This window comes from Sphingobacterium spiritivorum (assembly GCF_016725325.1).
In the GTDB taxonomy this organism is placed as follows: domain Bacteria; phylum Bacteroidota; class Bacteroidia; order Sphingobacteriales; family Sphingobacteriaceae; genus Sphingobacterium.
Genome location: NZ_CP068083.1, coordinates 2,038,796 through 2,063,610, shown reverse-complemented (window position 1 = coordinate 2,063,610; position 24,815 = coordinate 2,038,796). Strand labels below are relative to the sequence as shown.

Here is a 24,815-nt window from a genome sequence, read left to right as displayed (position 1 = left end):
ATGTTGTACACTTATTTCAAACTCGCCTGGCGAAATCTGCTCAAAAATAAAACGACTTCATTCGTTAGTATCATCAGTCTTGCTCTGGGAATATGCTGCTTCTTTTTGCTGGGAACGTATATCATCAACGAGCTGCGCTTTGATACTTTTCATAAAAACGCTGATCGCATAGTATACATGTCCTTTAGCTATAAAGCACCCTCTGAACAGAATTTTACAGAGACCGCATGGACGCCCAATGCTGCTGTCCCGGCATTTGCAGAGCAATTTCCGGAGATTGAAAAAGGTGTACGGCTCTTTCAACGGGGAAGTGAAGAACATAAAATACCTGTTCAGTACAACGGCAAAGTATTCAATGAAGATGGGCTGACCTTTGCGGATGAATCTTTCTTTGATGTCTTCAGCTTTGATTTCATAAAAGGAAATCCTGCTGTAGCTCTCAGGGAGCCAAATTCTATTGTTATTACTGAATCTACTGCAAAACGCTATTTCGGAGAACAAGAAGCTCTGGGGGAAAGTCTGACGATGAATAATACACCATGGAAAGTAACCGGTATTATCAAAGATATTCCTTCCTATTCACAGATACAGTTTAATATTATTGGCCCGTACCATTCCTTACCGAGATTTAAGAATGTGTCATGGGGAGCTGCAAATGATATTTCCTACTTGCTGCTCAAGTCTCCGGATGATATTGCGGCAGTACAGTCCAAGATTGACAACTATCTGAAAGAACAGTTTGCAGAAGAAATTGCAGCAGGTTATCAGGCGAAGTTCCCTTTACAAAAAATGCTCGATGTAAGGCTGCATTCCACGGTGATGGGAGGTCCTAAACAGATCTATATTTATCTCTTGTCTGTAGTTGCTTTTTCTTTACTCCTGATTGCCTGTATCAATTTTGGAAATCTTATTATGACCAAATCCAGTGAGCGGGCTCATGAGATCGGAGTGCGAAAAGTAATCGGTGCATCCAGAAAACACATTTTTACACAATTCGTGACGGAATCCTTTTTCACTTCGTTTATTGCATTACTAGTAGGTACTATCGGGACTATTCTGCTCATTCCGGTTTTTAACAATTATACGGGTATACAGCTCAGTCTGGAGTCCTGGAAAGGTGGTTGGTTTATGCTGATTATTATTCTTCTGTTTCTCGTTATTTCCTTTATTTCGGGAGGAGCACCAGCATGGATATTGTCTTCAGTCAAACCCACAGACAGTCTGAAAGGAAAGATATCGAACAGTAAAAAAGGAGCTTTATTAAGTAAGATTCTGATTATATTTCAGTTCAGTTTATCCTTACTGTTTATTATTTCGACACTTATTGTCAACGGACAGATGCGTTATCTGCAATCCAAAGACACGGGAATAGCTCGCTCAAAAGTAATTGTACTGGATGCATCTGATCTATCGGTAACTAATTTGATATCCTTCAAGAATACGATTACTAACAATTCGAATATACAAGGCGTAACGGCATCTTATGATTCTCCGGTAAACATTAATGGTGGTTACACCCTTGAAGCCGATGTCAACTCTTCAAAAAAGAGTATTAATATCACCGGTATTCCTGTTGAAAAAGATTTCTTATCGGTGTTTGATATAAAGCTGATGTCGGGAGAAAGTTTTAACGATGGTGATGTTACTCGTTCCGGCACGACAGATACCGAACCGGAATATGCCTTTATTATTAATAAAACAGCGTTAGATCAGTTAGGTCTGAAAGCTGAAGAGACCATAGGCAAACCAGTAAATCTTAATGGAAGAAAAGGCAAAATAAAAGCCGTTTCAAATGACTTTAATTTCGCTTCTCTTCATCAGAAAATAGGCCCGATTGTACTATTTGTTGAATACAGTTGGTTTGGCAAATTAATGGTCAAATTGAAGGATACAGCACATACACAGGAAGCCCTGGGATTTCTGGAAGATACCTGGAAAAAGTTCAGTAAAGACAAACCCTTTGAATATCACTATCTCGAAGAAGAATACAACGATCTTTATCGTACTGAAGCACGTACACTAAAAATCCTGACCTTGTTTTCTGTTGCTACTATTTTAGTTTCTGGTCTTGGTTTATTTGCGCTGTCATCATTAGTTATACAGAGAAGAGTCAAAGAGATCGGAATCCGTAAAATACTTGGTGCGTCTATGCTTTCAATTGTAAAATTAGTATCCTCCGAATTTTTAAAACTTGTACTGCTCTCTCTTATAATAGTCACTCCGTTTTCATGGTGGATTATGCAAAAATGGTTGCAGGGATTTGCGTACAGAACAGAGATCAAATGGGAAGTATTTCTATTTGCCGCTGTAATCGGAATTCTCGTAACAGCACTCACGGTCAGTTTTCAGGCTATCAGAATAGCAAATTCCAATCCGATCAATAGTCTGAGAGACGAGTAGTACACTAAGTCATACATCATTTATAAAAATTATGTTTCTAAATTATATTAAAACTTCTCTTCGGTTTCTCGCCAGATATAAGGCTTATACCTTTATTAATGTATTTGGTCTTGCCATCGGTATTGCAGGTTTTTTATTAATAGGCCTTTGGATACATCATCAGATAAGCTATAATCAATTCCACACCCATAAAGACAGGATCTATATCGCTCAGCATATGAGAGATGTCAATGGAGAAATAAAGAGAGGCTCAGCCACTTCCGAACCTCTTGGTCCGGCCTTGCAATCAGACTATCCTGAAGTTCAATCCAGCAGCCGTATTGATAACGGTTACAGCGTTACTTTTAAAATAGAAGAAAGCCTCCTGAATCAACCGGTCACTTTTGTCGATTCTTCCTTTTTCGATATTTTCAGTTTTGAAATTATCAGTGGAAGCAAAACTCCGTTTGACAAACCTGATCAGATAGCAATCACCCAAAAGACTGCGACCAAATTATTTGGAGATGAAAATCCTTTAGGACGCACCGTTTTAATGCAAAATAAATACCCTCTTACTGTAACAGCAGTTGTTAAGAACCCTCCCTCAAACAGCTCTGTCTATTTTGAAGTTCTGGCAGACTGGAACCTCAGAACAAGTCTGGGATATAATGATCAATCGACACGACCATGGACCAATAGCTATGTAAGCACGTATGTACTTCTCAAAGAGGGAACAGATCTAAACAAATTCAATGCTAAAATCCGAAATATAAGCAAAGAGCATGATCAGGCTTCCTCACTGGAGGTGATCCTTTATCCATTTATGAAAAGTTATCTCTATAACTCATTCAAAAACGGAAAGAACGACGGAGGAAGAATAGACAACCTCTACATCATGGGGTTTATAGCTTTAACGACACTTGTCCTTGCCTGTATCAATTTTATGAACCTGAGTACAGCACGAAGCGAGAGAAGAAGAAAAGAAATCGCTATACGAAAAACTATGGGAGCGACCCGCAGGATGCTTATAGGACAATTTCTGATCGAATCTATCCTGATTGTTTTCTTCTCAACGATCATAGCCATTATATTGACTATTATACTTCTTCCTCATTATGAAAAAATTGTTGAAGAGCAATTTGCTATTCCATATACTGACCCATTGCCCTGGATACTATTAGTTATTTTTATTATAGTCACTGGCATACTGGCGGGTAGTTATCCTGCATTCTACCTTTCGTCACTGCAGACACAACGTGCTTTAAAGGGTTCTGCCTCTTCTTCCGGATTTACACCCAGAAGCGTTCTCGTTACCATACAGTTTACCTGCTCAGTCGTATTGATCTGTTCCACACTTTTTATCATCAAACAAGTTGAATTTGCAGGACAGCGTCCTTTAAATTTTGAGAAAGATCCATTGCTGACCATATATCTTAATGAATCGGAACTGGAAAAAGCCGGACTTATCAGCAATGCCATCCTTCAGTCAGGCGCGGCGACCTCTATTACAAGGACCGGCTCTCCGATGTCAAGGACATGGAGCAGCTCCACTGCTATCAGCTGGCCGGAACGTCCTGAGAATGACAAAACATCTATTTATAGATTTGGAGTGGATAAAGATTTCGCGAAAACTACAGGTACTACTATGATACAAGGGAGAGATATTGATATTAGCAAGTATCCTGCTGACTCCACCTCTGCGGTATTGAATGAATCTGCAGTAAAAACAATGAACCTGAAAGAGCCCTTAGGTGCCGTCATTGACGATAATTTCAAAAAGTGGACTGTGGTAGGAGTGGTGAAAGATTTTGTTATTAATTCTCCTTATCAACCGGTAGAGCCGATTGTTATTTTTGGTCCTGCTTCTTATTTAGGTATTCTCACTGTCAGGATGAATGAAAACAATTCTACCGACAGTAATATCAAATCGATAGAAAAAATATTTAAGAACTTTTCTCCTGAATATCCGCTTCAATATGAACTTGTATCCGAGCAGTACGATTCTAAATTCCGGACGGAGGAAAACTTGAGCAAGATCTTGTCATTCTTTACTCTTTTATCTCTTATTATTTCATTCCTCGGACTTATTGGACTAACTGCTTTTGAAATTGAAAGAAGGAAAAAAGAAATCGGAATACGTAAAATTCTGGGGGCCTCTAACCGCACTATTACCGGGATTCTTTCTAAAGAATTTTTGCTGATAGCGGGTATTTCTATAGTAATCTCCTATCCTGTTACAACCTACCTCATGCAGCGCTTTCTTGACAAATTTGCATACAGAATTCCCTTATCCTGGATGGTATTTGCTATTGTAGCTATTGGGATTTTAACCATCACAGCAACGGTTGTCTCCCTGCAAACCAGACAGCTGTTACATCAAAAACTTGTAAATCATCTCAGAGACGAATAATTAATCCTATTTAACACTACAATTATGAACTGGTTATCTATTAAATTAGCATTTCGTCAACTCTGGAGACAGAAGCTGTTTACTATACTCAATGTCTTAGGTTTGGCCATCGGTATTGCCGGATGTTTTTCCATAGCCCGTATTATAGATTATGAACTCAAATTTGATCGCAACCATCAGGATCGCGATCAAATCTACCAGATTATGTCTCACTCCCGGTTTGAGGGAGTCAGCAATAATTTCGGAGGAGTTCCCCTTCCGTTATCATCCTATCTTGCAGATCAGCGTTCTGAAATTGAGCTGGCTGTGCCTGTATATCTGCGATATTTCTACAATGTAAATACAGAGAAAAATAATGAGGATTTTAAAACCCCTACATTGCTTATCTCCACTAACGGGGCCTATTTTGATCTGGTTGATTATAAATGGCTGGCTGGAAATAAAGAGAATGCACTGAATGCTCCAAATGAGGTGGTACTCACCGCTTCCAGAGCAGCTTACTATTTTAAAAATACTGATCCGAAACAGGTTTTAGGAAAGGTTCTCGTCTATAATGACAGTCTGTTGTATACCGTATCAGGTGTGGTTCAGGATCTGGATTATCCGTCCAGTTTTGAGGGGAAGGAATTTTTTCAGATTCCGGAAAAAGAACTCACAAACACAGATTGGACTGCCAGAAACTCTAACCATCAACTGTTTGTAAAAGTAAATTCAGAAAATAAAAAACAAAGATTACTACAGGCTATCAACAAAAAGCTGGATGATGAAACAAAAGAATTAAAAAATAAATATAAATATGAGGGTTGGTTTGAACTGCTGCCTTTAAAGGATAAGCATTTCACTCCTTCGGCCAATAACGGCGCACATTCCATAAATAAATCCGTTCTGTATGTCTTGCTGACTATTGCTGTCTTTCTGATTATACTGGCCTGCATCAATTATGTTAATCTTACAACAGCCCAATTACCCAAACGTGCAAAACAAATAGGTATTCAGAAATCTTTAGGAGCTAGTAGTTATAAAATTATGCAGATTTTCTTTACCGAAACTTTTGTGACAATAGTCTGTGCAATTGTTATAGCGATACCGTTTTCTCTCTTTTTTAATCACAGCTTTAAAGACATTATTCCTAAAGATATAGCGGATTTTCTAAGTGCTGGAGAAATTACCGGCTTTATAATCGTTTTTATAGTCGTGCTGACCCTGATCAACGGCTTATATCCGGCATGGCTGAGCACGAGGGTCAATACCGTCAAAATTCTTAAATCTTCATTAGGTGAAGGCAGAAAAAAAATCTGGCTGAGAAAGGTTCTGATTATTTTTCAGTTTACAATATCTCAGTTATTTGTTATTTGTACCATCATCATCGGACAACAATTACATTATGCTCTTAATGCCAATTTAGGTTTTGATCATGAAGCAGTGATCATTCAGGAAATTCCTCACAGACTCTCCGAAAAGGACATTACTAATCCACGGACATATGTACAGGCGCTAAAGAAACATCCTGAATTTGCTTCCGTAGCATTGGGTCACACCCCGTTCAGTACTTCTATGTGGGGCAATTCCTACTACCGCATGGTAGATACAACTAAAGTAAGGACACAGATCAACTTAAAGTTTATCGATGAGTCTTATCTGGATCTTTATAAACTCAAAATACTTGCGGGTTCAAATTTTATTGACCGGAGTGATAGTTCAAGGCACATTATTATTAATGAAAAAGCAGTTCAGAGTTATGGTTTTGATTCGCCTCAGGAAGCAATAGGACAATTGCTGAAAGATGGATCAGATCAGGACATACGTATAATAGGAGTAGTTCATGATTTTAATCAGTTTGATTTTAGAAGCACAGTGGGACCTATTGCGTTTTATTATGGGAAGCCGGATAATTTATTAAGCATCAGCATCAAGCTTTCCAGCACCGATAAAGCAGAATGGGAATCTGCTATTAAAGTCATGGAAAAAGAATGGAAGAACAGCTATCCGGATCAGACATTTCAATACAAATTCTATGATCAGCAAATAGAAGAAATGTATGAAGAAGACAGAAGAACAGCTAAACTCATTAATATCTCCGCTACAATTACACTTTTCATCAGTTGTCTGGGATTATTCGGCCTCATCACACTGACTTCTTATCAGAGGACAAAAGAAATCGGTATACGTAAGATTCTTGGTGCAAAGAACAAACAGCTTTTTATTTTACTGACAAAAGATTTTATCTGGCTGGTACTGATCGCATCCGTAATTGCCACTCCTATTGCGCTTTACTTTATGAAAAAATGGTTGGAAGATTTTTCATTTCGAATTTCGATAAGCCCATGGGTATTTATACTGGCAAGTATTGCAGGTATTCTTATTGCATACATTACAACCAGTATACAGGCCATAAGAGCTATAAGACGCAATCCTGCAAATAGTCTCAGGGATGAGTAAAGATCTGTTATATGTTTAGTTTAGTTAAGGCCCGTACTCCATTGGATACGGGTCTTTTTTTGTCGGGAATATAGTAGAAAACAAGGTGAAAATTATCAAAAAACTAACAAAACAAGATATTATTAGCAAATAATAAAATAAACACCCTGAAAGCAGTTTGTTTTTATCAAATATGTAATTTAAATCATTTTCAATACTATTATTTACTAGGTTTGTAGGCAACAAATAACCATATATTTTTAAACAAAACAAACCTTAATCATGTCCTCAAAAGTTCTGTTTGAACAGGAAATTTCTTCCTATACAAAAAAAACGGAAGCTGCTACAACCTTCATTAATATTATCAGCCGGCTCTGGTATGAACAAGCGATTGAACTTGTACTTTTCAGAAATCAACTGATTGACAGACAAAACAGTCACATTCTTAACCTTCACCATGAAGCGACAGTCTTTGCAGAAAACAACATCAGTATCTTTGACAGCCTGGCGGTTGCTGATGCACTGCAGGATCTCCGCCTTCCTCCATCGCGTATAGATGTAGGAACACTGGCCATGGAAATGAAGAATGAAGGCATCACACCGACTGATCTTCCCGATTTTCTGATTCGTAAACTCTGTAAAGCCCATGAGACAAAAGAGCTTACGCCAAGAGATGTTGTCCTATACGGATTCGGAAGGATAGGAAGACTTCTGGCACGCGAACTCATTGCAAAGGCCGGTTCCGGCAGGCAACTACGTCTGCGCGCAATTGTAACACGAGATCAGGTCAACGAAACCACACTCCGTAAAAGAGCTGCCTTGCTGCAACATGACTCCATACACGGGGATTTTGAAGGAACGGTAGAAATAGACAGTACAAACAAGGCTCTTATTATTAACGGACTGACAGTCTATATCTTATCAGCACAGGCGCCTGAAGAAATAGATTACACAGCGTACCAAATCTCAAACGCACTTGTTATAGATAACACAGGAGCCTTTCGTAATGCAGACGAACTCAGCCGTCACCTCAGATCAAAAGGTGCAGCAAATGTATTGCTTACCGCTCCAGGCAAAGCTGTACCCAATATTGTTTACGGTATCAATCAGGATGAAATCGATGTCAGCAAGACAGCAATCTACTCTGCGGCATCCTGTACAACAAATGCGATAGCACCTGTATTATACGTCATCGAAAATACATTAGGGATAGTCAAAGGTCATATTGAAACAATCCACGCCTATACCAATGACCAGAATCTGGTGGACAATATGCACAAAAAATTCAGAAGAGGACGTGCCGCAGCACTTAACATGGTGATCACCGAGACAGGTGCGGGAAGTGCGGTATCCAAGGCCATTCCTTCATTAGCAGGTAAGCTTACTTCCAATGCCATCCGCGTGCCTGTACCGAATGGATCCCTTGCTATTTTACATCTGGAAACCAAACACGCAACTGATGTAGAAACACTAAACAAATTGATCAAAGCTGCTGCACTAAAAGGGAATCTGGTAGAACAGATCAAATATGCCGTTAATGAGGAACTGGTTTCATCCGATATCGTAGGTACTTCATCTTGCTCTATTGTAGATGCTCCCGCAACTATCGTATCTGCAGATGGTCATAGTATCGTACTTTATGTGTGGTATGATAACGAATACGGATACGCTCATCAGGTCATGCGCCTGTCCAGACATATTGCGGGTGTAAGAAGATTTGTTTATTATTAACAGCCGTTCATTTTGAGATTAGTCCGGTAGTGAGTATTTATAATGAGATAGATACTTACTACGGATTGATCACAGTAGCTTTTTACAGATCAGGTATTTCATAATCACAGCTGTCGCACCTGCATGCTGACGCACATACTTCCGTGCTTCCTCTCCCGAAAATGTACGTTTTTCTGATTGCTGAAGCTGTGCAAAGACAGTCTGTAGCCCTGCTGCATTGGAAATCGAAAAGCCAGCGCCGCATTCAATCAGATCCTTTGCTTCCTGAAACTTATGGTATTTGGGTCCAAAGATTACAGGTATCCCATAAGTCGCAGCTTCTAATGTATTATGTATACCTGCTCCGAAACCTCCTCCGATATAAGCTACATTTCCATAGCCATATAGCGAAGATAACATTCCGATATTGTCAATAATCAATACTTGCGCACTCCGGATAACCTCAGCTGAATGTGTCGTGAAACCGGAAAATCTAAGTGCTTCTGGGAATAAATCCAGAATAGATTGTATATGTTTATCATGAATCTCATGAGGAGCTACTATTATCTTCCATTCGCCATATTTGCCGGACAGATCATGCAACAATACCTCATCATCCGGCCAGGTACTTCCTGCAATCAACACCTGGTGCCCGGCAACAAATTGAGTCACTTCGGGTATATCCTTTTTCTGTAACGGTAGCTGTATTACTCTATCGAAGCGGGTGTCACCGGTTATTCCGACATTGCGAAAACCATTCTCCTTTAACAGGTGAAGGCTTTCTTCATTCTGAACAAAGAAATAAGTAACACATTCCAGAATTTTCCTGAAGAATCCGCCATAAGGCTGAAAAAAAATCTGTTCAGGTCTGAAAATTGCAGAAATCATCAGCAACGGAATCTCCCGCTGTGCCAGCTCCTGAAAGTAATAGTGCCAGTATTCGTATTTGGTAAATACCACAAATTCAGGTTGTATAAGATCTGTAAACAGTTTTGCATTCCCCGCAGTGTCTTCAGGTAAATAAAACACGTAATCAGCAAGATTTGTATTTTTACGAATCTCATACCCCGATGGAGAATAAAAAGTTATGATAATTTTTTTGTCAGAATATTTTTTTTTTATTTCTTCCAAAACGGCTCTTCCCTGCTCAAATTCACCAAGCGATGCGAAGTGAAACCAAATGTGTTTTTGGCCTGTTTCAACCGTTTGACTCATTCGCAGATACCAGTCCTTCCGGCCTGCAGTCCATAGTCTCGCTTTCGTATGAAAAGGTGATATCAGACGTAAAATAGTACCATAAAGTAAGATTCCCAAAGAATAGATCAGACGCATGTTCGCAAATTATTGCTTATCTTGGTCAAAGATATTAAACCCTTTCTGAATTAGCGGATAGAAGTGAAAAATAAGCATCGCAAACGGATTCTGATAACTGGAGCAGCAGGTTTCCTGGGTTCTCATCTTTGTGATCGTTTTATTCTGGAAGACTACCATGTTATCGGCATGGACAATCTGATCACAGGAGATATACGGAATATTGAACATCTGTATAAACTGGATCATTTTGAATTTTATCACCATGATGTTTCCAAATTTGTCCACGTTCCCGGACACCTTGATTATATCCTGCATTTCGCCTCTCCTGCCAGCCCTGTGGATTACCTTCGTATACCGATTCAGACCTTAAAAGTGGGATCTTTAGGCACGCATAATTTACTCGGACTTGCCAGAGCTAAAAATGCCCGTATACTGGTTGCTTCCACTTCAGAGATCTATGGAGATCCGACAGTGAGTCCGCAATCTGAAGATTACTGGGGAAATGTCAATCCCGTGGGCCCCAGAGGAGTGTATGACGAGGCCAAGAGATTTCAGGAAGCGATGACTATGGCCTATCATAATTTTCATGAATTGCAAACCCGTATTGTACGCATTTTTAATACCTTCGGACCTCGTATGCGGCTCAATGACGGACGGGCTGTACCCGCCTTTATTGCGCAGGCACTGAGAGGAGAAGATCTGACGGTATTCGGAGACGGACAGCAGACAAGGTCATTCTGCTATGTAAGCGATCAGGTAGAAGGAATCTTCAAAACACTCCACTCCGATTGTGCAGATCCGATTAATATCGGTAATCCTGAAGAAATCACTTTACAGCAACTTGCAGAAGAGATTCTGCTGATTACAAATAGCAAAAGTAAGATTGTTTACCAGCCATTGCCTGCTGAAGATCCCAAACAGAGAAGACCGGATATCAGTAAAGCAAAAAAGATATTAAACTGGGAACCCGTCGTATCCAGAAAACAAGGACTGGAACAAACCATAACGTATTACCGTACGTTACCGCTAACGCATTTAGAACATAAAGATTTTACATACTATAATAATAGATAATGAGCAAAATACTTGTAACAGGAGGAACCGGATATATTGGTTCGCATACTGTAGTAGAATTATTCAACGCAGGATACACACCTGTAATTATTGACAACCTTTCTAACTCCAATATCCTTATTCTGGATCAGATTGAGAAGATCACTGGCATGAGACCCGAATTTCACGAGTTTGATTTATGTGATGCAGATGCTGTATCCGAATTTGTCAAAAAGAATCCGGATATCAATGGAATCATACACTTTGCAGCTTCCAAAGCGGTGGGTGAATCGGTTGCTGACCCGTTGAAATATTACCACAACAATTTCTTCTCGCTGATCAACCTTTTGGAGACGTACCGCAATAGTCCTGTCAACTTTGTATTTTCTTCCAGCTGCACCGTATATGGTGAACCGGACATCCTGCCTGTCACAGAAAGCGCACCTGTCAAGAAAGCAACCTCTCCTTACGGAAATACAAAACAGATCGCAGAAGAGATCCTGGAAGAAACAGCCAAAGCATATGAAAATTACAACATTATCGCTCTACGCTATTTCAATCCGGTAGGTGCACATGCATCTGCTTTGATCGGCGAATTGCCGATAGGAGTACCTCAAAACCTGCTTCCGTTTATCACACAGACAGCCATTGGAAAAAGAGAAAAATTAACTGTGTTTGGAGGTGATTATGACACTCCTGACGGATCATGTGTCCGTGATTATATTCATGTAGTAGATCTGGCAAAAGCACACGTTGCGGCAATTAAACTTCTTGAAAAAGGAAATCCAAATGGTAAATATGATGTATTCAATGTAGGTACCGGAAACGGATATACGGTCTTAGAAGCGATCAAAGCTTTTGAAAATGTATCCGGAGAGAAGCTTAATTATGTAATCGGACCGCGTCGTGAGGGTGATATCATCAAAGTATGGGGAGACGTTACAAAATCTGCACAGCAACTGGGATGGAAAGCAGAATTAGGCATCGAAGAAATGATGTCCAGTTCATGGAACTGGGAAAAATATCTTAAAGACAACCCAATCGGATAATAACAAAAGAGGCTGAAAAATTTTTCAGCCTCTTTTGTTATTATTTCCATTGAAAGTCTATTAACAATGCTTTATGATCCGTCGGCCATACCGCCAGTGGAAGTATAAATTTGTCTTTTGAAACTTCGGTTGCTTTTTCTCCTCTGAGGATAGATTCTTTAGGGCCGACAATAGCAGCTTTGACAGCCTTTAACCTTTGACCTGATTTATAAAAAATAAAATCAATCCTGTCCCGCTCATCGGCTGTCGCTCCCCATACCAGCTTACTGATCTCGACATCTTTATTGTAGGAAGGAAAGGTAAAGCCGGGGTGAGTAACTTCATTTGGATAGACCTTACGATACGCATCCTGAAACCCTCCTTCAGCCAGCATCTTGGTAATCGTCCAGGGAATAATCAATCCCTTATGATCATATTTATCTTTAGTACGCGCTGTCCAGTCCAGATAAGATGGTTCGTTGAAATCGCCCCCAAGGATTACCTCATGCCCCTCGCCGATTTCTTTCGCAGCATCTTCCATGAAAATCTGAATAGCTTCATCACGACTGGAGGAATTATTGTTGGCTAACACAGAGTCTGCATCTATAATAGGTGCCGCAAGTTTTGCCCAAGTATCCGCATGATAACCTCGTGGCAGATAATTTGCGCCCTTTGTATATTCCAGATGCGCTGTATAGAATGCGACTATCTTTCCCTCTGAGGGTGAAACAACGGCTTTGTGTATAGTTCCTTTAAATTTACTATCATCGCCCACACGCCCGTAAGAAGTCAACGGATAACGGCTCAACAGGCCGCTGTCATCGCTAAAAAAAGAATAATAGGTTAGACCTTTTTGTGCGAGTGCCTCCACTATACGTTCGTTAAATTTTGTCTGATGGTAATTACGTACTTCACTAAATGCAATCAGGTCAGGCTTTAGACGCGCGATTTCATTGGCTATAGCTTCAAAACCTCCCGGCACAACTGTTCCTTCCTGCCATATATTAAACTGAAGAACACGCAAATTTTTGGACTCTTGTCCCCATACAGTAACTGTAAAAAAGAACTGTAAAAGAAGAAATATTTTTCTCATATCAATTAATCAGGTTTGGATCTAAAGCTACTCATTTATAACATAATTTTCTCCAAAGAACTTGTAAACAAAAGTTTATCTACAAAAATATTACGCTAACTGACTTCTGAATCTGAATTATCCCGATCAAATACAATATTAAAAAGATCGTCTGATTTTTCCCCCAGCTTCTTGCGCAGGCGTTGTCTGGATTTTTTGACAGCATCTACAGTAACACCCAGCATATTTGACATCTCCTTATGGGAAAGCCCCAGCTTCAATAATAGTATAATACGTTGATTAGACTCTGTAAGCTCCGGATAATTTTTACGTAATTGCTGAAGAAAAAAGGGATATTCTCTTTGAAAAGCAGTTTTAAAATTAGTCCAGTTTTCTTCAGTCATCAGATGGGAATCCAGCAAGGACTGCAACTGGCTCTTCTGCTGTTTCAGAGAAGGGGAAGAAGATTTACTGATCTGTTTAATCTCTTTGCTTAGTAGATCAATCTGTTCATTTTTTTCAGCCATATAACTTCGGTAAGAAGCCATAGTCTCATTTGCTTTTAATAGTCGTTGATCTGAGAGCACTTTTTCAACCTGAAGCTGAAGGATACGCTTGTCATAATTATCTTGCCGTGCTTTATTTTTTCGCTTAAAGATATTGAAGATCAATCCGATAATGACTAATAAGATAATGACGAGAACTAAATAAGTTCCCTTCTTAAATTTCTCTTTCTCATAACGCTGACGTGCCAGTTCGATATTGTGCGCATATCTTTCTTTCTGAGCCAGCCATTTGGTCTGTTTGAGGATCATATCTCCATCCGAAGTAGCCAAGGAATCATCCAAAACCTCCAATCTACGGCGTGCCATTAGCTCCTGCTGTACATCTTTTTGCATCAATGCAATATCAAGCCGCAGACGTACAATTTCATATTCGGATCTCTTAAAATAAGGTTTGGCGACAGCGTACTTTTCGGCTTCACTGATCACTTTTTCAGCGTCTGAGATCTGATGAGCTGCAAGATATAACTTACCTAACAATATCAATGCATACATCGTATTCTGATCACTTTGATGTTTTGTAGAGTAGACAAGATCCTGTTGCACAAAACGAATAGCCTGATCTATCTGTCCTCTTCCCTGATAGATAAGTGCCATATTGCCCATTGCCTTACCCATCCGTACTTCATCATTCACCCGGGATGCTGTATACAATGCTTTCTTAAAATACATTTCGGCACTTACCGTATCCTGTTTTTTTAACAGGTACTGGCCGATATTATCCTGAATAGCAGCACGGTCACAGAATAGAGAGGCTGCATATTTTTCCCCTCTTTTCAGATAGACAATCGACTCATCATAATCGCCGATTGTACCCAAGAAATAACCAATACGTTTAAAAGATTCACAGGGAAATAGAATGTTTTCCGGATTTAAGGAATTGATTTGTTCAATTGCCTGCATAAATAAAGGAAGAGCCGAAGACATATCTCTGTAATTGTACAGATAATGAGCATAATTGAGTATGGCCCAGAGTTCCATATCCGGCTTTTTATTAACAGAAGCTGTACGTATAGATTGCAGGTATAATTGTGTACTTTTAGGATTAATATCATCGTAAAACAATGCATAACCATCAGCCATCAGTCCATAATAGGCAGCCCTCAAACTGGAATCCCTGTCCAGATCTGCTTGCCGGATGATGGGAAGGAGATAGGTCTTAAGCTGCGACGTATCTGCAGGAAGCGTCTGTTCTGTAGCCAGTATAGATTCAAGTTGTTGTTTGCGGGTAGTAAAACTTTGTAATTTTAATTCCTGACTTTCCGCATAAAAACCAGCCATCAAAAAAGGAAAAAGCAAATACAGTAACTTCACGACATATTATTATTAGCAGGTTAATATTATAACCTTAAGGAAGATACAAATATATTATCCTTTTTTATAAATATTAGTGATTATCATCATATTACTTTTCATTTATACTAAATTCGAAAAACGAAGTCTTGACAGCACCTACATTATTGATAAAAAGTACAACACTTTATTTCATTTATATTTACCTTTATTATTATGTCACTACATCAAGATCCCGAACTTAAAAAAGCCGTACTCACTCTTCCGCAAAAGGAAAAAGATAAACTATTGGTCCGGCTCATCAGTAAGGACAAAATGCTGATCAAACAACTTCATTATCAACTCCTGGAAGATGAAAATGATCTGGAGGAACGGATTATCCGTTTGCGTGCACAACTTCAGCAACTCTTTGATACCGGCACCTCACAGGTAGGCGGCTCTCCTAGCTTCAGTAATTTTACCGGTCTTAACAGGTTAGTCAAACAAGCCAGCGGGATGGTAAATGAACACGAAAAGGTAACTAAAGACAAAGTCAGTGAAGTAGAATTCAGAATATATATCCTCAGACGTGCAGTGACAGGGTACCCGGAGCTCTTTCAGTCTTCTTATCAATCTGCTGCACACAAGCTGCATAAATATATCAGTGGTCGTCTTAAACATGTACTGACCAGATATGACAAACTACATGAGGATCTGCAGTTTGATTTCAGAGAAGATTTACAACGTATCCTTGATACTGCTAACCAAAATGCTCTTCAAAGCTATATGCGTGATCTTAATCTGCAAACTGAGCTCTGAAACAGGTGATGATAATCGATTTATTTTGTTGCATTTTTAGTCAGTCAACTTAAAAAGAAAAGATTGGCTTTACGTAAAATAAAGAAGCATTGTAACTAATTTTCAGGTTAAAATTTAGTCAAACCCTACATTTTAAGTAACTTCGCGATGTCAAAATACTTCGCGCGTGGGAATTCAAGAAATATTAGAAAAATATGGTCAGAGCGCACAAACACAAGCGCTGACGAAAGCTATTCAGGCTAAAAATCCTAAAATTCAACTCAAAGGTCTTACCGGATCATCAGATGCGGTGGTAGCCGTGGCGTCTTATTATTTACAGGAGCGTCCTTACCTCTTTATTCTGCCTACGCATGAAGAAGCTTCATATTTTTTGAGCGATCTGGAAAGTTTGTTAGACAAACAGGTTCTTTTCTTTCCCTCTTCTTTTCGCAAAGCTTTTGATTTCACACAACTGGACGCCGCTCACGTACTGCAACGTGCCGAAACACTTAGTGCACTGAATCATGCCTCTGAACTACCCAAAATGGTGGTTACCTATCCGGAAGCCCTTGCAGAAAAAGTCATTAACAGACAAGACCTTCAGAAAAATACACTTGAGATAACACAAAACAGTAAGCTTTCCATAGAATTTATAAATGAATTCTTATCTGAATACGATTTTGAACGCGTTGACTTTGTCTACGAGCCGGGGCAGTTTGCCATTCGGGGAGGTATTGTGGACATCTTTTCATTCTCTAATGACAAGCCCTACCGGATTGAGTTCTTTGGAGATGATATAGAAAGCATACGAACGTTTGACATAGAGGATCAACTATCGGTCAGCAAGATACACACCGTGACAATTGTGCCTAATGTACAAGCTAAATTTCTGAGCGCTCAACATATTTCATTACTGGAATATATTGATAAGGATACAGTTGTATGGGTGAAAGATATTCAATTTTTAACAGATATCGTCAAAGAAGGGTTTAAGAAAGCCAACCAATTTTGGAAAGCACTGACAGAAAAGGAAAAAACACAAAATCCGGAATGGATCAATCCGGAATATAGCCTTAGTGATGAACGAAATCTGGGGGCTATGCTCCATGATTTTCCAATAGTAGAATTCGGAAAACAGTATTTCTACAAAGCAGATCAGACCATCACTTTTGACACCCATCCGCAGCCCTCTTTTAATAAAGATTTCAACCTGCTTCTTCATAATTTCAAAGAGAACGAAAAACAACATATTCAGAATCTTATTTTTTCAGATTCGACCAAACAGATTGAACGTATATTCACGATCGTCGAAGATCTGGATAAAACAGTCACCTTTATTCCGGTACATAAAGCATTGCGGGAAGGATTCAGGGATGATGAATTGAAACTGGCCTGCTATACAGACCACCAGATTTTTGACCGGTATTACAAGTACAAGCGCAAAAAAGGATATGAGCGTACACAAGCCATTACCCTGAAGGAACTGCGGGATCTGAAACCTGGAGATTATATCACACATATAGATCATGGGGTAGGAAAATATGCCGGTCTGGAAAAAGTAGATGTCAACGGCAAATCGCAGGAGATGATTCGTCTTGTATATGCGGACAATGACCTGCTCTATGTTAATATCAACTCCCTGAACCGGATATCAAAATATTCCGGAAAAGAGGGTACAGTTCCTAAGATGAACAAACTAGGAACGGATACCTGGGAGAAATTAAAGAAAACAACCAAACGCAAGGTAAAAGATATAGCCCGGGATCTGATCAAGCTCTATGCAAAACGTAAAGCACAGACCGGAAATGCATTTAGCCCTGACACCTATCTGCAAAATGAACTGGAGGCATCCTTTATCTATGAAGATACACCGGATCAGGAGAAAGCTACAGCCGATGTGAAACGGGATATGGAATCTCCGCATCCTATGGATCGCCTCATCTGTGGAGATGTGGGTTTTGGTAAGACAGAAGTAGCTATCCGTGCAGCTTTCAAAGCTGTGGCAGACAGCAAGCAGGTGGCTGTACTTGTCCCTACAACCATATTAGCACTGCAACATTACCGGACTTTTACAGAGAGACTGAAAGGTCTTCCCTGCAATATTGATTATGTCAACCGTTTCAAAACAACTAAGCAGATCAAAGAAACCTTAGCAAAACTGACGGAGGGAAAAATAGACATCCTTATCGGAACCCACCGACTGGTCAGTAAAGATGTAAAATTTAAGGATCTGGGTCTGATGATCATTGACGAAGAACAGAAATTTGGTGTTTCTGTCAAGGAGAAACTCAAAGTTATGCGCGCAAATGTGGATTCGCTGACACTTACTGCGACTCCTATACCGCGCACACTTCATTTTTCGCTGATGGGAGCACGGGATCTTAGTATTATATCCACACCCCCTCCTAACAGGCAGCCGGTACAAACAGAGCTTCACGTATTTAACGAAACGCTGATTCAGGAAGCTGTCAGTCATGAACTGGATCGCGGGGGTCAGGTATTCTTTATCCACAATCGTGTTGCAGATCTGAAACAACTGGGTGCTTTGATCCAAAAGTTAGTTCCCGGAGCCCGTGTGGGTGTAGCTCATGGCCAACTGGAAGGCGATGATCTGGAAGATGTAATGCTGAAATTCATCAGCCATGAATTTGATGTACTGGTAGCTACCACTATTATTGAAGCCGGGCTTGACATCCCTAATGCCAATACCATTATGATCAATCATGCACACATGTTTGGTCTCAGCGACCTGCATCAGATGCGCGGCCGTGTAGGGCGATCCAATAAAAAAGCATTTTGCTATTTATTAAGCCCTCCTTTGTCTACACTTACTTCTGAAGCATACAAGAGATTATCCGCCATTGAAGAATTTTCAGAACTGGGATCAGGATTTAATGTTGCTATGCGTGATCTGGATATAAGGGGATCAGGAAATCTGCTTGGTGCAGAGCAATCTGGTTTTATAGCAGAAATTGGCTTTGAAATGTACCATAAGATTCTGGATGAGGCTATACAGGAACTGAAAGACGATGAGTTTACAGATCTTTTTGCAGACGAAAAAGAACGTAAATATGTGTCCTTTACACAGATCGACACCGATCTGGAAGTCCTTATTCCGGACGAATATGTAACTAATATTTCGGAACGCTATAATCTGTACACTGAACTTTCCAAACTGGAGAACGAAGAGCAGCTAACAGCATTTGCCCGTTCTATGGAGGATCGTTTCGGTCCTATTCCGCGAGAGGTATTTGAATTGTTTAATACATTGCGTCTGCAATGGTATGGCAAGCAGATCGGTCTCGAAAAAATTTCTTACAAGAAAAACACACTTAAAGGCTTTTTCCTTAACAATCCGAAATCTTCTTATTTTGAATCCGATCAGTTTGGAAAAGTACTGGCTTTTGTACAAACTAACCCAACAATCTGTAATATCAAAGAGGTCAAAGGACAACTCCGTATTGCTTTTGAAAACATTTACAGCGTTAGCACAGCTCTCGATATTTTACGGGACATGAGTAAATAAGATCGGAAAGGAAACATTCATAATAGTAATAAAGTGTTAAGCGTTTGCTGTTTCATTATACAGCAAACGCTTAATTATATTAAAGAAGGAACAACCAAGATCCATAATCCTGACTTTTACTGCGCATTACCGACAAAGAATGTCGCATTAGCCATCATCAGTTTACCGTTCTCCCAGAAATTCCTGAAGATAATATCATCTGTCAGGTAAGTTACTGATCCTTTTCCGACGGATTGCACTGCAAATACAACCCCATTTTTGAGGTATTTTTGCAGTTTATCCCCCACAAAACCACTTGTTCTGGCATTTTCTCCAATATATCCTACATTCCATCCTTTATCATTTCCAGCAAACTGATAGATTTTATCGTCTTGTTTTAAGGTATAATAGCTCTCATACCCAAACATTAGCGGATGAGTAGGATCAATCGTCAATTTGAAGATAGCACCAGCAGTATAGTTGGTCAGTGCATTTCGCTCCCTGTCGCCGTATTTAACCGTCGTTTTGGATGTCGTTGGCAGTATAGTATCCTTCTTCACTAATTTCATCGAACTCCATGATTGGCTGCTAAGCTGATCAACCGCTGTCTGCATAGCGATTACTTTACCTCCGGCCTGAATCCACTTTGTAAACTGCTCGGATTGTGATTTATCTTTCAGGAATGGATATTTTCCGGAAGGAAGTATCAACACATCGACTTTCGACCAGTCGGTACGGTCATAATCTCCGACATTGATCAATGTAATCGGATACTTTAATTGCCGGTCGAAATAATGCCAGATTTCCCCACTATTAATGGATGAGGTCCCCTCTCCCGTAAACATTGCGACCTTTGGAGCTTTGATCTTCACAACCGAAGGGCTACCGAAATCACGTCCTTTATCTACATAACTGGATTGCAGACTATGAATACGGATCTGATAACGATCTCCCAAAGCAGTTAGTTCACCCGCAATGGTATTTGCGAATTTCTCATTTCCTTTCTTGAGAATCACAACGGATCCGGAAGGAAAGACTTCAGTGCCAATGGTAAAGGGTTCTTCGGAATATTTGATAGTATAACCTTTCTTCAACAGTTCGGAAGTAATCTGTGCGACGGCAAAGCCATTCCATTTTATTGCATAACCCATTGTTGCCGATAACTGGTTGCGAATACTATCGCTCTCATAAGACTTCCCGAGCGCAATAGCAGATTTGGAAGCATATGCTTCCAATCCATATACATATGGCATTGCCCATGCAGTGATATCGTAGGTGACTGAATCATTCAATTTTGCGTGAGGCTCAAACAGTACCCGGATCAGAGCCGCCTTGGGTTGATTCGCAGGGATCACCAGATCCTTTTCTGCGCATACAGCGCTTTCCTCTTTTGCTGTAGTATAATTATATCCTTTAAAACTTCCTTTTCCAGTATAAGTCTGAATATCGTTATTCTTCAGGAAGGTACGCAGAGCATTCAGCTTTGCAACATATTTATCTTCATACTTAATGACATATGACTGATAAGAAGAGAGTTTCCCACTTACAGCCTGATTATAAAAATCTCTAAACTCTTTGATCAGTTTAGGTGCATTCTCAGCAGAAACCTGCACAATATTAATTCCGGAAGCATGGTGATGTATGGCACGATCTACCAGTGTCAGGGTATCCAGCTCATCCGTAATCACACCCAAACCTGCTGAACCGTTGCCTGCCTGTTCGTAAGTCATACCAATAGAACCTGAATACGTCGGATACGTATCTCCATAAGAAGGATAGAACAGATCAAATCTTTCCTTTGTAAAATACAGCCATCCTTTCTCATCAAAATAACGGGCATTGAACCGTCCAATTGTTTCCTGAAAAGCTCGCTGCCATGGTGTGATTACCTCATGTAGGGGCTCTGCTGCAGGAGGAAAGAAGTATGGATTATTAATTCCTTGTTCGTGAAAATCAACGTGTACCTGTGGCAACCACTTATTGTAAAAAGCAACCCTTTGCTGGCTTTCCACCTGCGTCTGCCAGGCCCAGTCTCTGTTCAGGTCAAAATAATAATGATTTGGCCGACCTCCCGGCCAGGGCTCATGATGCTCACGGGCGTCTCGTCTGGCATTCAGCTGATCACCTACAACACTATTATACCAATTGACATAACGGTCAGTCCCGTCAGGATTGAGACAAGGATCAATAACGATCACTGTCTTATCCAACCATTGCTTAGCCTTTTGATTCGCCGGATTAACCAGATCATAGAGTGTCAGCATAGATGCTTCAGCAGATGATGATTCGTTACCGTGAACATTATTACTCATCCAGATAATCGGAGGAGTTTGTTCATCCGCCTGTTTTCCATCATTTAAAGAATGTGCCAGCCGCAGGTTATTCTGACGGATCTCTTCCAGACGATTTATATTCGATTCTGATGAAATAAAGGCAACATATAGAGGACGGCCTTCATTTGTCGTGCCGTATTGTTGCATGCGAACAGTTTTAGGACTCTGTTCAGCCACATGCTTATAATAACTGATTAGCTTCCAGTGTGGCGTCAGTTTGGTTCCTACAGGATATCCCAAAAATTCAGAAGGAGATTTAAGCTGTGCCCATCCGGTAACTGTACATAACAGCAAGAAAAAAAGGAGTCTTATTTTCATTTGTATATAATTTGTTTTGCAGGTGATAAAGCCATGCCTGCACGAGGCAGATGTTTGATTTTTAATTGAATTAAATGAGCTTTTTTTCTGACAACTCACACGTTATTTTATGCGTCTCACTTTCGTAAATAAAAAATCAACATGGTTTCATCTTAATAGATTGATCAATTTAGGATACAAGAATATTCTTTTAACTAAAATTGGCATTTTATTTTACTTAACCAAATTATAAGAGTAATAGTATAACAAAAAAGGCATTTCATGAATATGAAATGCCTCAAAATCTTACATTTTACTATTTTAAGCGATACGTGTTGTGCCATCTGCAGTTTCTACAATGTATGGCGTAAGCGATACGCCGAACTGCTGTTGATAAGATTCACTGATTTCTTTTATAAATTGATCTGAAAAGTCCTTTTTTATTAAATTGATAGTACATCCGCCGAAACCTCCACCCATCATTCGTGCGCCTAATACTTCAGGATATACACGGGAGGCATCTACCAGAAAGTCCAGTTCTTCACAACTCACCTGATATGCTTTACTAAGCCCTTCATGTGAAGCATAGATATGCTGCCCTAAAGAAACCAGATCCCCCTTTTCCATCGCCTGACAGGCTGCCACAACCCGGAGGTTTTCTTCTATAACGTATCTGCATTTGATATACACATCTTCATCTCTGTTCTTCACCACCTCATCCAACATCTCTACCGTAACATCCCGGAGGCTTTTTACTTCCGGATATTTTTCACGGATCCAGGAAACTCCCAGCTCACATTTTTCACGACGTTTGTTGTACTGAGAGTCTCCCAGCGAATGTTTGACATTCGTATTCAATAACAAAATCATATAGTCACCCAGCTCCAGCGGAAAATATTCATATGTCAAAGAGCGACAATCCAGTCTGAACACCTGATCTTTCTCGCTGAGAACAGAAGCGAACTGATCCATGATCCCACATTTTACACCAACATATGTATGCTCAGCAAGTTGCCCTATTCTGGCGATATCTATCCGCGAAAGATCCAGTGAAAACAATTCATTTAAAGCAAAAGCCGTGGCGCATTCTACGGCTGCTGAAGAAGAAAGGCCTGCTCCTGCAGGGACATCTCCGTCAATGAATAAATTGAAGCCTCCGACATGTAATCCCCGTTTCTGAAGTTGATCTACTACGCCCAAAATATAGTTTGGCCATTCCTTTTCAGCAGGCTGCATATCTGTTACAGATATCTGAAACAACTCCCTGAAATCTGCAGCGTAAAGATGAATTTCATTATCCTCTCTCGGTGAGACGGCTACATACACAGCTTTATTGATCGCTGCAGGCAGCACAAAACCATCATTATAATCGGTATGTTCTCCAATAATATTAATGCGTCCCGGAGATTTAACGACAATAGAACTGGGATGCTGAAAATGATTATAAAAACTATCTTGGATATTCTGGATATTCATCTTAGTTACTTTGTTGTTTATAATGGATGCCTGATAATTCTCTTAACTTTTCTGCTGCATATTCCGGAGTGATATCACGCTGAGGATTGGCGAGCAGTTCATATCCAACCATAAATTTTTTGACTGTTGCGGAGCGTAATAACGGAGGATAGAAATGCATATGCCAATGCCATTCCGGATGATCTCCACTATTGACAGGAGCCTGATGCATTCCTGCTGAATAAGGAAATGATGTTTTGAACAGGTTATCATACCGGATCGTGAGCTCTTGCAGCGTTGCAGCCAAATCCAGCTTTTCTTCTTCAGTAAAATCTGCAACAGACTGAATGTGTCTTTTACTAATAATCATGGTTTCATATGGCCAGCTTGCCCAGTAAGGCACCAACGCTACGAAATGTTGATTGTTGATGAGAATACGTTCTCTCTTCCGAAGCTCCAGTTTCAGATAGTTTTCGAGCAATGATACTCCGTTTTTCTCAAAATACAGGCGCTGTTGTTCTGTTTCCTTTTGGATTTCAACGGGAAGACTTCCCTGTGCCCATATCTGTCCATGCGGATGTGGATTGCTGCAGCCCATAATGGCTCCTTTGTTTTCAAATATCTGGATGTACCTGATCCATTCTTCTTGAGATAAAGTATTAAATTCGCCTTGCCATACATCTACCACAGCCTTAATTGATGATACATCCATTTCTGGTAATGTAAGATCATGCCGGGGGCTAAAACTGATCACTTTACAGATCCCTCTTTCTGTTTCAGCGACTAATAGTCCATCTTCGTCTTCCGTTCCCGCTATCGTATCCGGCAGTAAGGCAGAAAAATCATTAACAAAGACAAAGCTTTCTTTATAAGGTGGATTTATCGCTCCATCTGCACGTACATTGCCCGGACACAGATAACATTTTGGATCATAAGCAGGTCTGTTGTCAGCTGGCAAATCTTCGACCTGTCCCTGCCACGGACGTTTACTGCGATGAGGGGAAATCAAAACTTTCTCTCCTGTCAGCATATTGGTTCTGCTGTGCGGAATATCTGCAAAGGATAGGTTCAGGTTATTCATTACTTACAATTACTTTATAATTTGAGCATTACATCAATATGTAAAGTTAAATTTATAAAGCAGGTAAGTTACTATAAATTATTAAAAAAAAATAACAATCAGTCATTAAATCAGTTCAGGGAAAAAC

At 40.0% G+C, this 24,815-nt stretch carries 14 protein-coding genes; 8 read left to right on the top strand and 6 right to left on the bottom strand.

All coding sequences use genetic code 11. From position 1 onward, the window contains the following. The 4 genes from I6J02_RS08480 to I6J02_RS08465 all read left to right on the top strand — a co-directional run bounded on the left by I6J02_RS08480 (position 1) and on the right by I6J02_RS08465 (position 8,938). Positions 1 to 2,400, top strand: a complete 2,400-nt coding sequence (locus I6J02_RS08480; protein ID WP_201681293.1) for an ABC transporter permease — start codon at positions 1 to 3, stop codon at positions 2,398 to 2,400. Between the two features lie 31 nt (positions 2,401 to 2,431). After that, the gene (locus I6J02_RS08475; RefSeq protein WP_201681292.1) at positions 2,432 to 4,789 is read left to right on the top strand and encodes an ABC transporter permease; all 2,358 of its coding nucleotides are present in this window, start codon (positions 2,432 to 2,434) and stop codon (positions 4,787 to 4,789) included. Positions 4,790 to 4,813: 24 nt separating this feature from the next. Next, positions 4,814 to 7,228, top strand: a complete 2,415-nt coding sequence (locus I6J02_RS08470; protein WP_201681291.1) for an ABC transporter permease — start codon at positions 4,814 to 4,816, stop codon at positions 7,226 to 7,228. A 261-nt stretch (positions 7,229 to 7,489) separates the two neighbouring features. Further along, on the top strand, positions 7,490 to 8,938 hold the full coding sequence (locus I6J02_RS08465; RefSeq protein WP_201681290.1) for a glyceraldehyde-3-phosphate dehydrogenase: 1,449 nt from the start codon (positions 7,490 to 7,492) through the stop codon (positions 8,936 to 8,938). 69 nt (positions 8,939 to 9,007) lie between these two features. Here the strand turns inward: I6J02_RS08465 and I6J02_RS08460 are convergent, their stop codons facing one another. After that, positions 9,008 to 10,249: a 3-deoxy-D-manno-octulosonic acid transferase gene (locus I6J02_RS08460; protein ID WP_201681289.1), complete on the bottom strand. Its 1,242-nt coding sequence runs from the start codon at positions 10,247 to 10,249 to the stop codon at positions 9,008 to 9,010. A 63-nt stretch (positions 10,250 to 10,312) separates the two neighbouring features. On the opposite strand from I6J02_RS08460, the gene I6J02_RS08455 reads away from it, so the two are divergent. Continuing rightward, positions 10,313 to 11,305: a UDP-glucuronic acid decarboxylase family protein gene (locus I6J02_RS08455; protein WP_201681288.1), complete on the top strand. Its 993-nt coding sequence runs from the start codon at positions 10,313 to 10,315 to the stop codon at positions 11,303 to 11,305. Next, positions 11,305 to 12,333, top strand: a complete 1,029-nt coding sequence (gene galE / locus I6J02_RS08450) for a UDP-glucose 4-epimerase GalE (RefSeq protein WP_201681287.1) — start codon at positions 11,305 to 11,307, stop codon at positions 12,331 to 12,333. Before I6J02_RS08455 ends, galE begins: the two co-directional genes overlap by 1 nt. A 40-nt stretch (positions 12,334 to 12,373) precedes the next feature. Here galE and I6J02_RS08445 read toward each other — a convergent pair whose 3' ends face one another. Both I6J02_RS08445 and I6J02_RS08440 read right to left on the bottom strand, forming a co-directional pair. Further along, complete coding sequence (locus I6J02_RS08445) at positions 12,374 to 13,405, bottom strand: endonuclease/exonuclease/phosphatase family protein (protein ID WP_201681286.1); 1,032 nt, start codon at positions 13,403 to 13,405, stop codon at positions 12,374 to 12,376. Between the two features lie 95 nt (positions 13,406 to 13,500). Continuing rightward, positions 13,501 to 15,261: a tetratricopeptide repeat protein gene (locus I6J02_RS08440; RefSeq protein ID WP_201681285.1), complete on the bottom strand. Its 1,761-nt coding sequence runs from the start codon at positions 15,259 to 15,261 to the stop codon at positions 13,501 to 13,503. A 195-nt stretch (positions 15,262 to 15,456) separates the two neighbouring features. On the opposite strand from I6J02_RS08440, the gene I6J02_RS08435 reads away from it, so the two are divergent. Further along, positions 15,457 to 16,038 (top strand): hypothetical protein, encoded by a 582-nt coding sequence (locus I6J02_RS08435; RefSeq protein WP_201681284.1) that lies wholly within the window; start codon positions 15,457 to 15,459, stop codon positions 16,036 to 16,038. A 166-nt stretch (positions 16,039 to 16,204) separates the two neighbouring features. Next, complete coding sequence (gene mfd, locus I6J02_RS08430; protein WP_201681283.1) at positions 16,205 to 19,543, top strand: transcription-repair coupling factor; 3,339 nt, start codon at positions 16,205 to 16,207, stop codon at positions 19,541 to 19,543. 116 nt (positions 19,544 to 19,659) lie between these two features. On the opposite strand, the gene I6J02_RS08425 is transcribed toward mfd, so the two are convergent. The 3 genes from I6J02_RS08425 to I6J02_RS08415 all read right to left on the bottom strand — a co-directional run bounded on the left by I6J02_RS08425 (position 19,660) and on the right by I6J02_RS08415 (position 24,688). After that, positions 19,660 to 22,173 (bottom strand): M14 metallopeptidase family protein, encoded by a 2,514-nt coding sequence (locus tag I6J02_RS08425; protein WP_201681282.1) that lies wholly within the window; start codon positions 22,171 to 22,173, stop codon positions 19,660 to 19,662. 300 nt (positions 22,174 to 22,473) lie between these two features. Then, a complete protein-coding gene (locus tag I6J02_RS08420; protein ID WP_201681281.1) occupies positions 22,474 to 23,628 on the bottom strand; it encodes a galactokinase in 1,155 nt (384 codons plus the stop codon). Position 23,629: 1 nt separating this feature from the next. After that, positions 23,630 to 24,688 carry a UDP-glucose--hexose-1-phosphate uridylyltransferase gene (locus I6J02_RS08415; protein ID WP_201681280.1) on the bottom strand — a complete coding sequence of 353 codons (1,059 nt, stop codon included), beginning with the start codon at positions 24,686 to 24,688 and terminating at the stop codon, positions 23,630 to 23,632. Positions 24,689 to 24,815: the final 127 nt, after the last annotated feature.

Coding starts and splice junctions, on each gene's coding strand:
- I6J02_RS08435 (WP_201681284.1), top strand. CDS start 15,457: ATGTCACTACATCAAGATCCCGAACTTAAAAAAGCCGTACTCACTCTT.
- galE (WP_201681287.1), top strand. CDS start 11,305: ATGAGCAAAATACTTGTAACAGGAGGAACCGGATATATTGGTTCGCAT.
- I6J02_RS08420 (WP_201681281.1), bottom strand. CDS start 23,628: ATGAATATCCAGAATATCCAAGATAGTTTTTATAATCATTTTCAGCAT.
- I6J02_RS08475 (WP_201681292.1), top strand. CDS start 2,432: ATGTTTCTAAATTATATTAAAACTTCTCTTCGGTTTCTCGCCAGATAT.
- I6J02_RS08480 (WP_201681293.1), top strand. CDS start 1: ATGTTGTACACTTATTTCAAACTCGCCTGGCGAAATCTGCTCAAAAAT.
- I6J02_RS08460 (WP_201681289.1), bottom strand. CDS start 10,249: ATGCGTCTGATCTATTCTTTGGGAATCTTACTTTATGGTACTATTTTA.
- I6J02_RS08465 (WP_201681290.1), top strand. CDS start 7,490: ATGTCCTCAAAAGTTCTGTTTGAACAGGAAATTTCTTCCTATACAAAA.
- I6J02_RS08415 (WP_201681280.1), bottom strand. CDS start 24,688: ATGAATAACCTGAACCTATCCTTTGCAGATATTCCGCACAGCAGAACC.
- I6J02_RS08445 (WP_201681286.1), bottom strand. CDS start 13,405: ATGAGAAAAATATTTCTTCTTTTACAGTTCTTTTTTACAGTTACTGTA.
- I6J02_RS08425 (WP_201681282.1), bottom strand. CDS start 22,173: ATGAAAATAAGACTCCTTTTTTTCTTGCTGTTATGTACAGTTACCGGA.
- I6J02_RS08470 (WP_201681291.1), top strand. CDS start 4,814: ATGAACTGGTTATCTATTAAATTAGCATTTCGTCAACTCTGGAGACAG.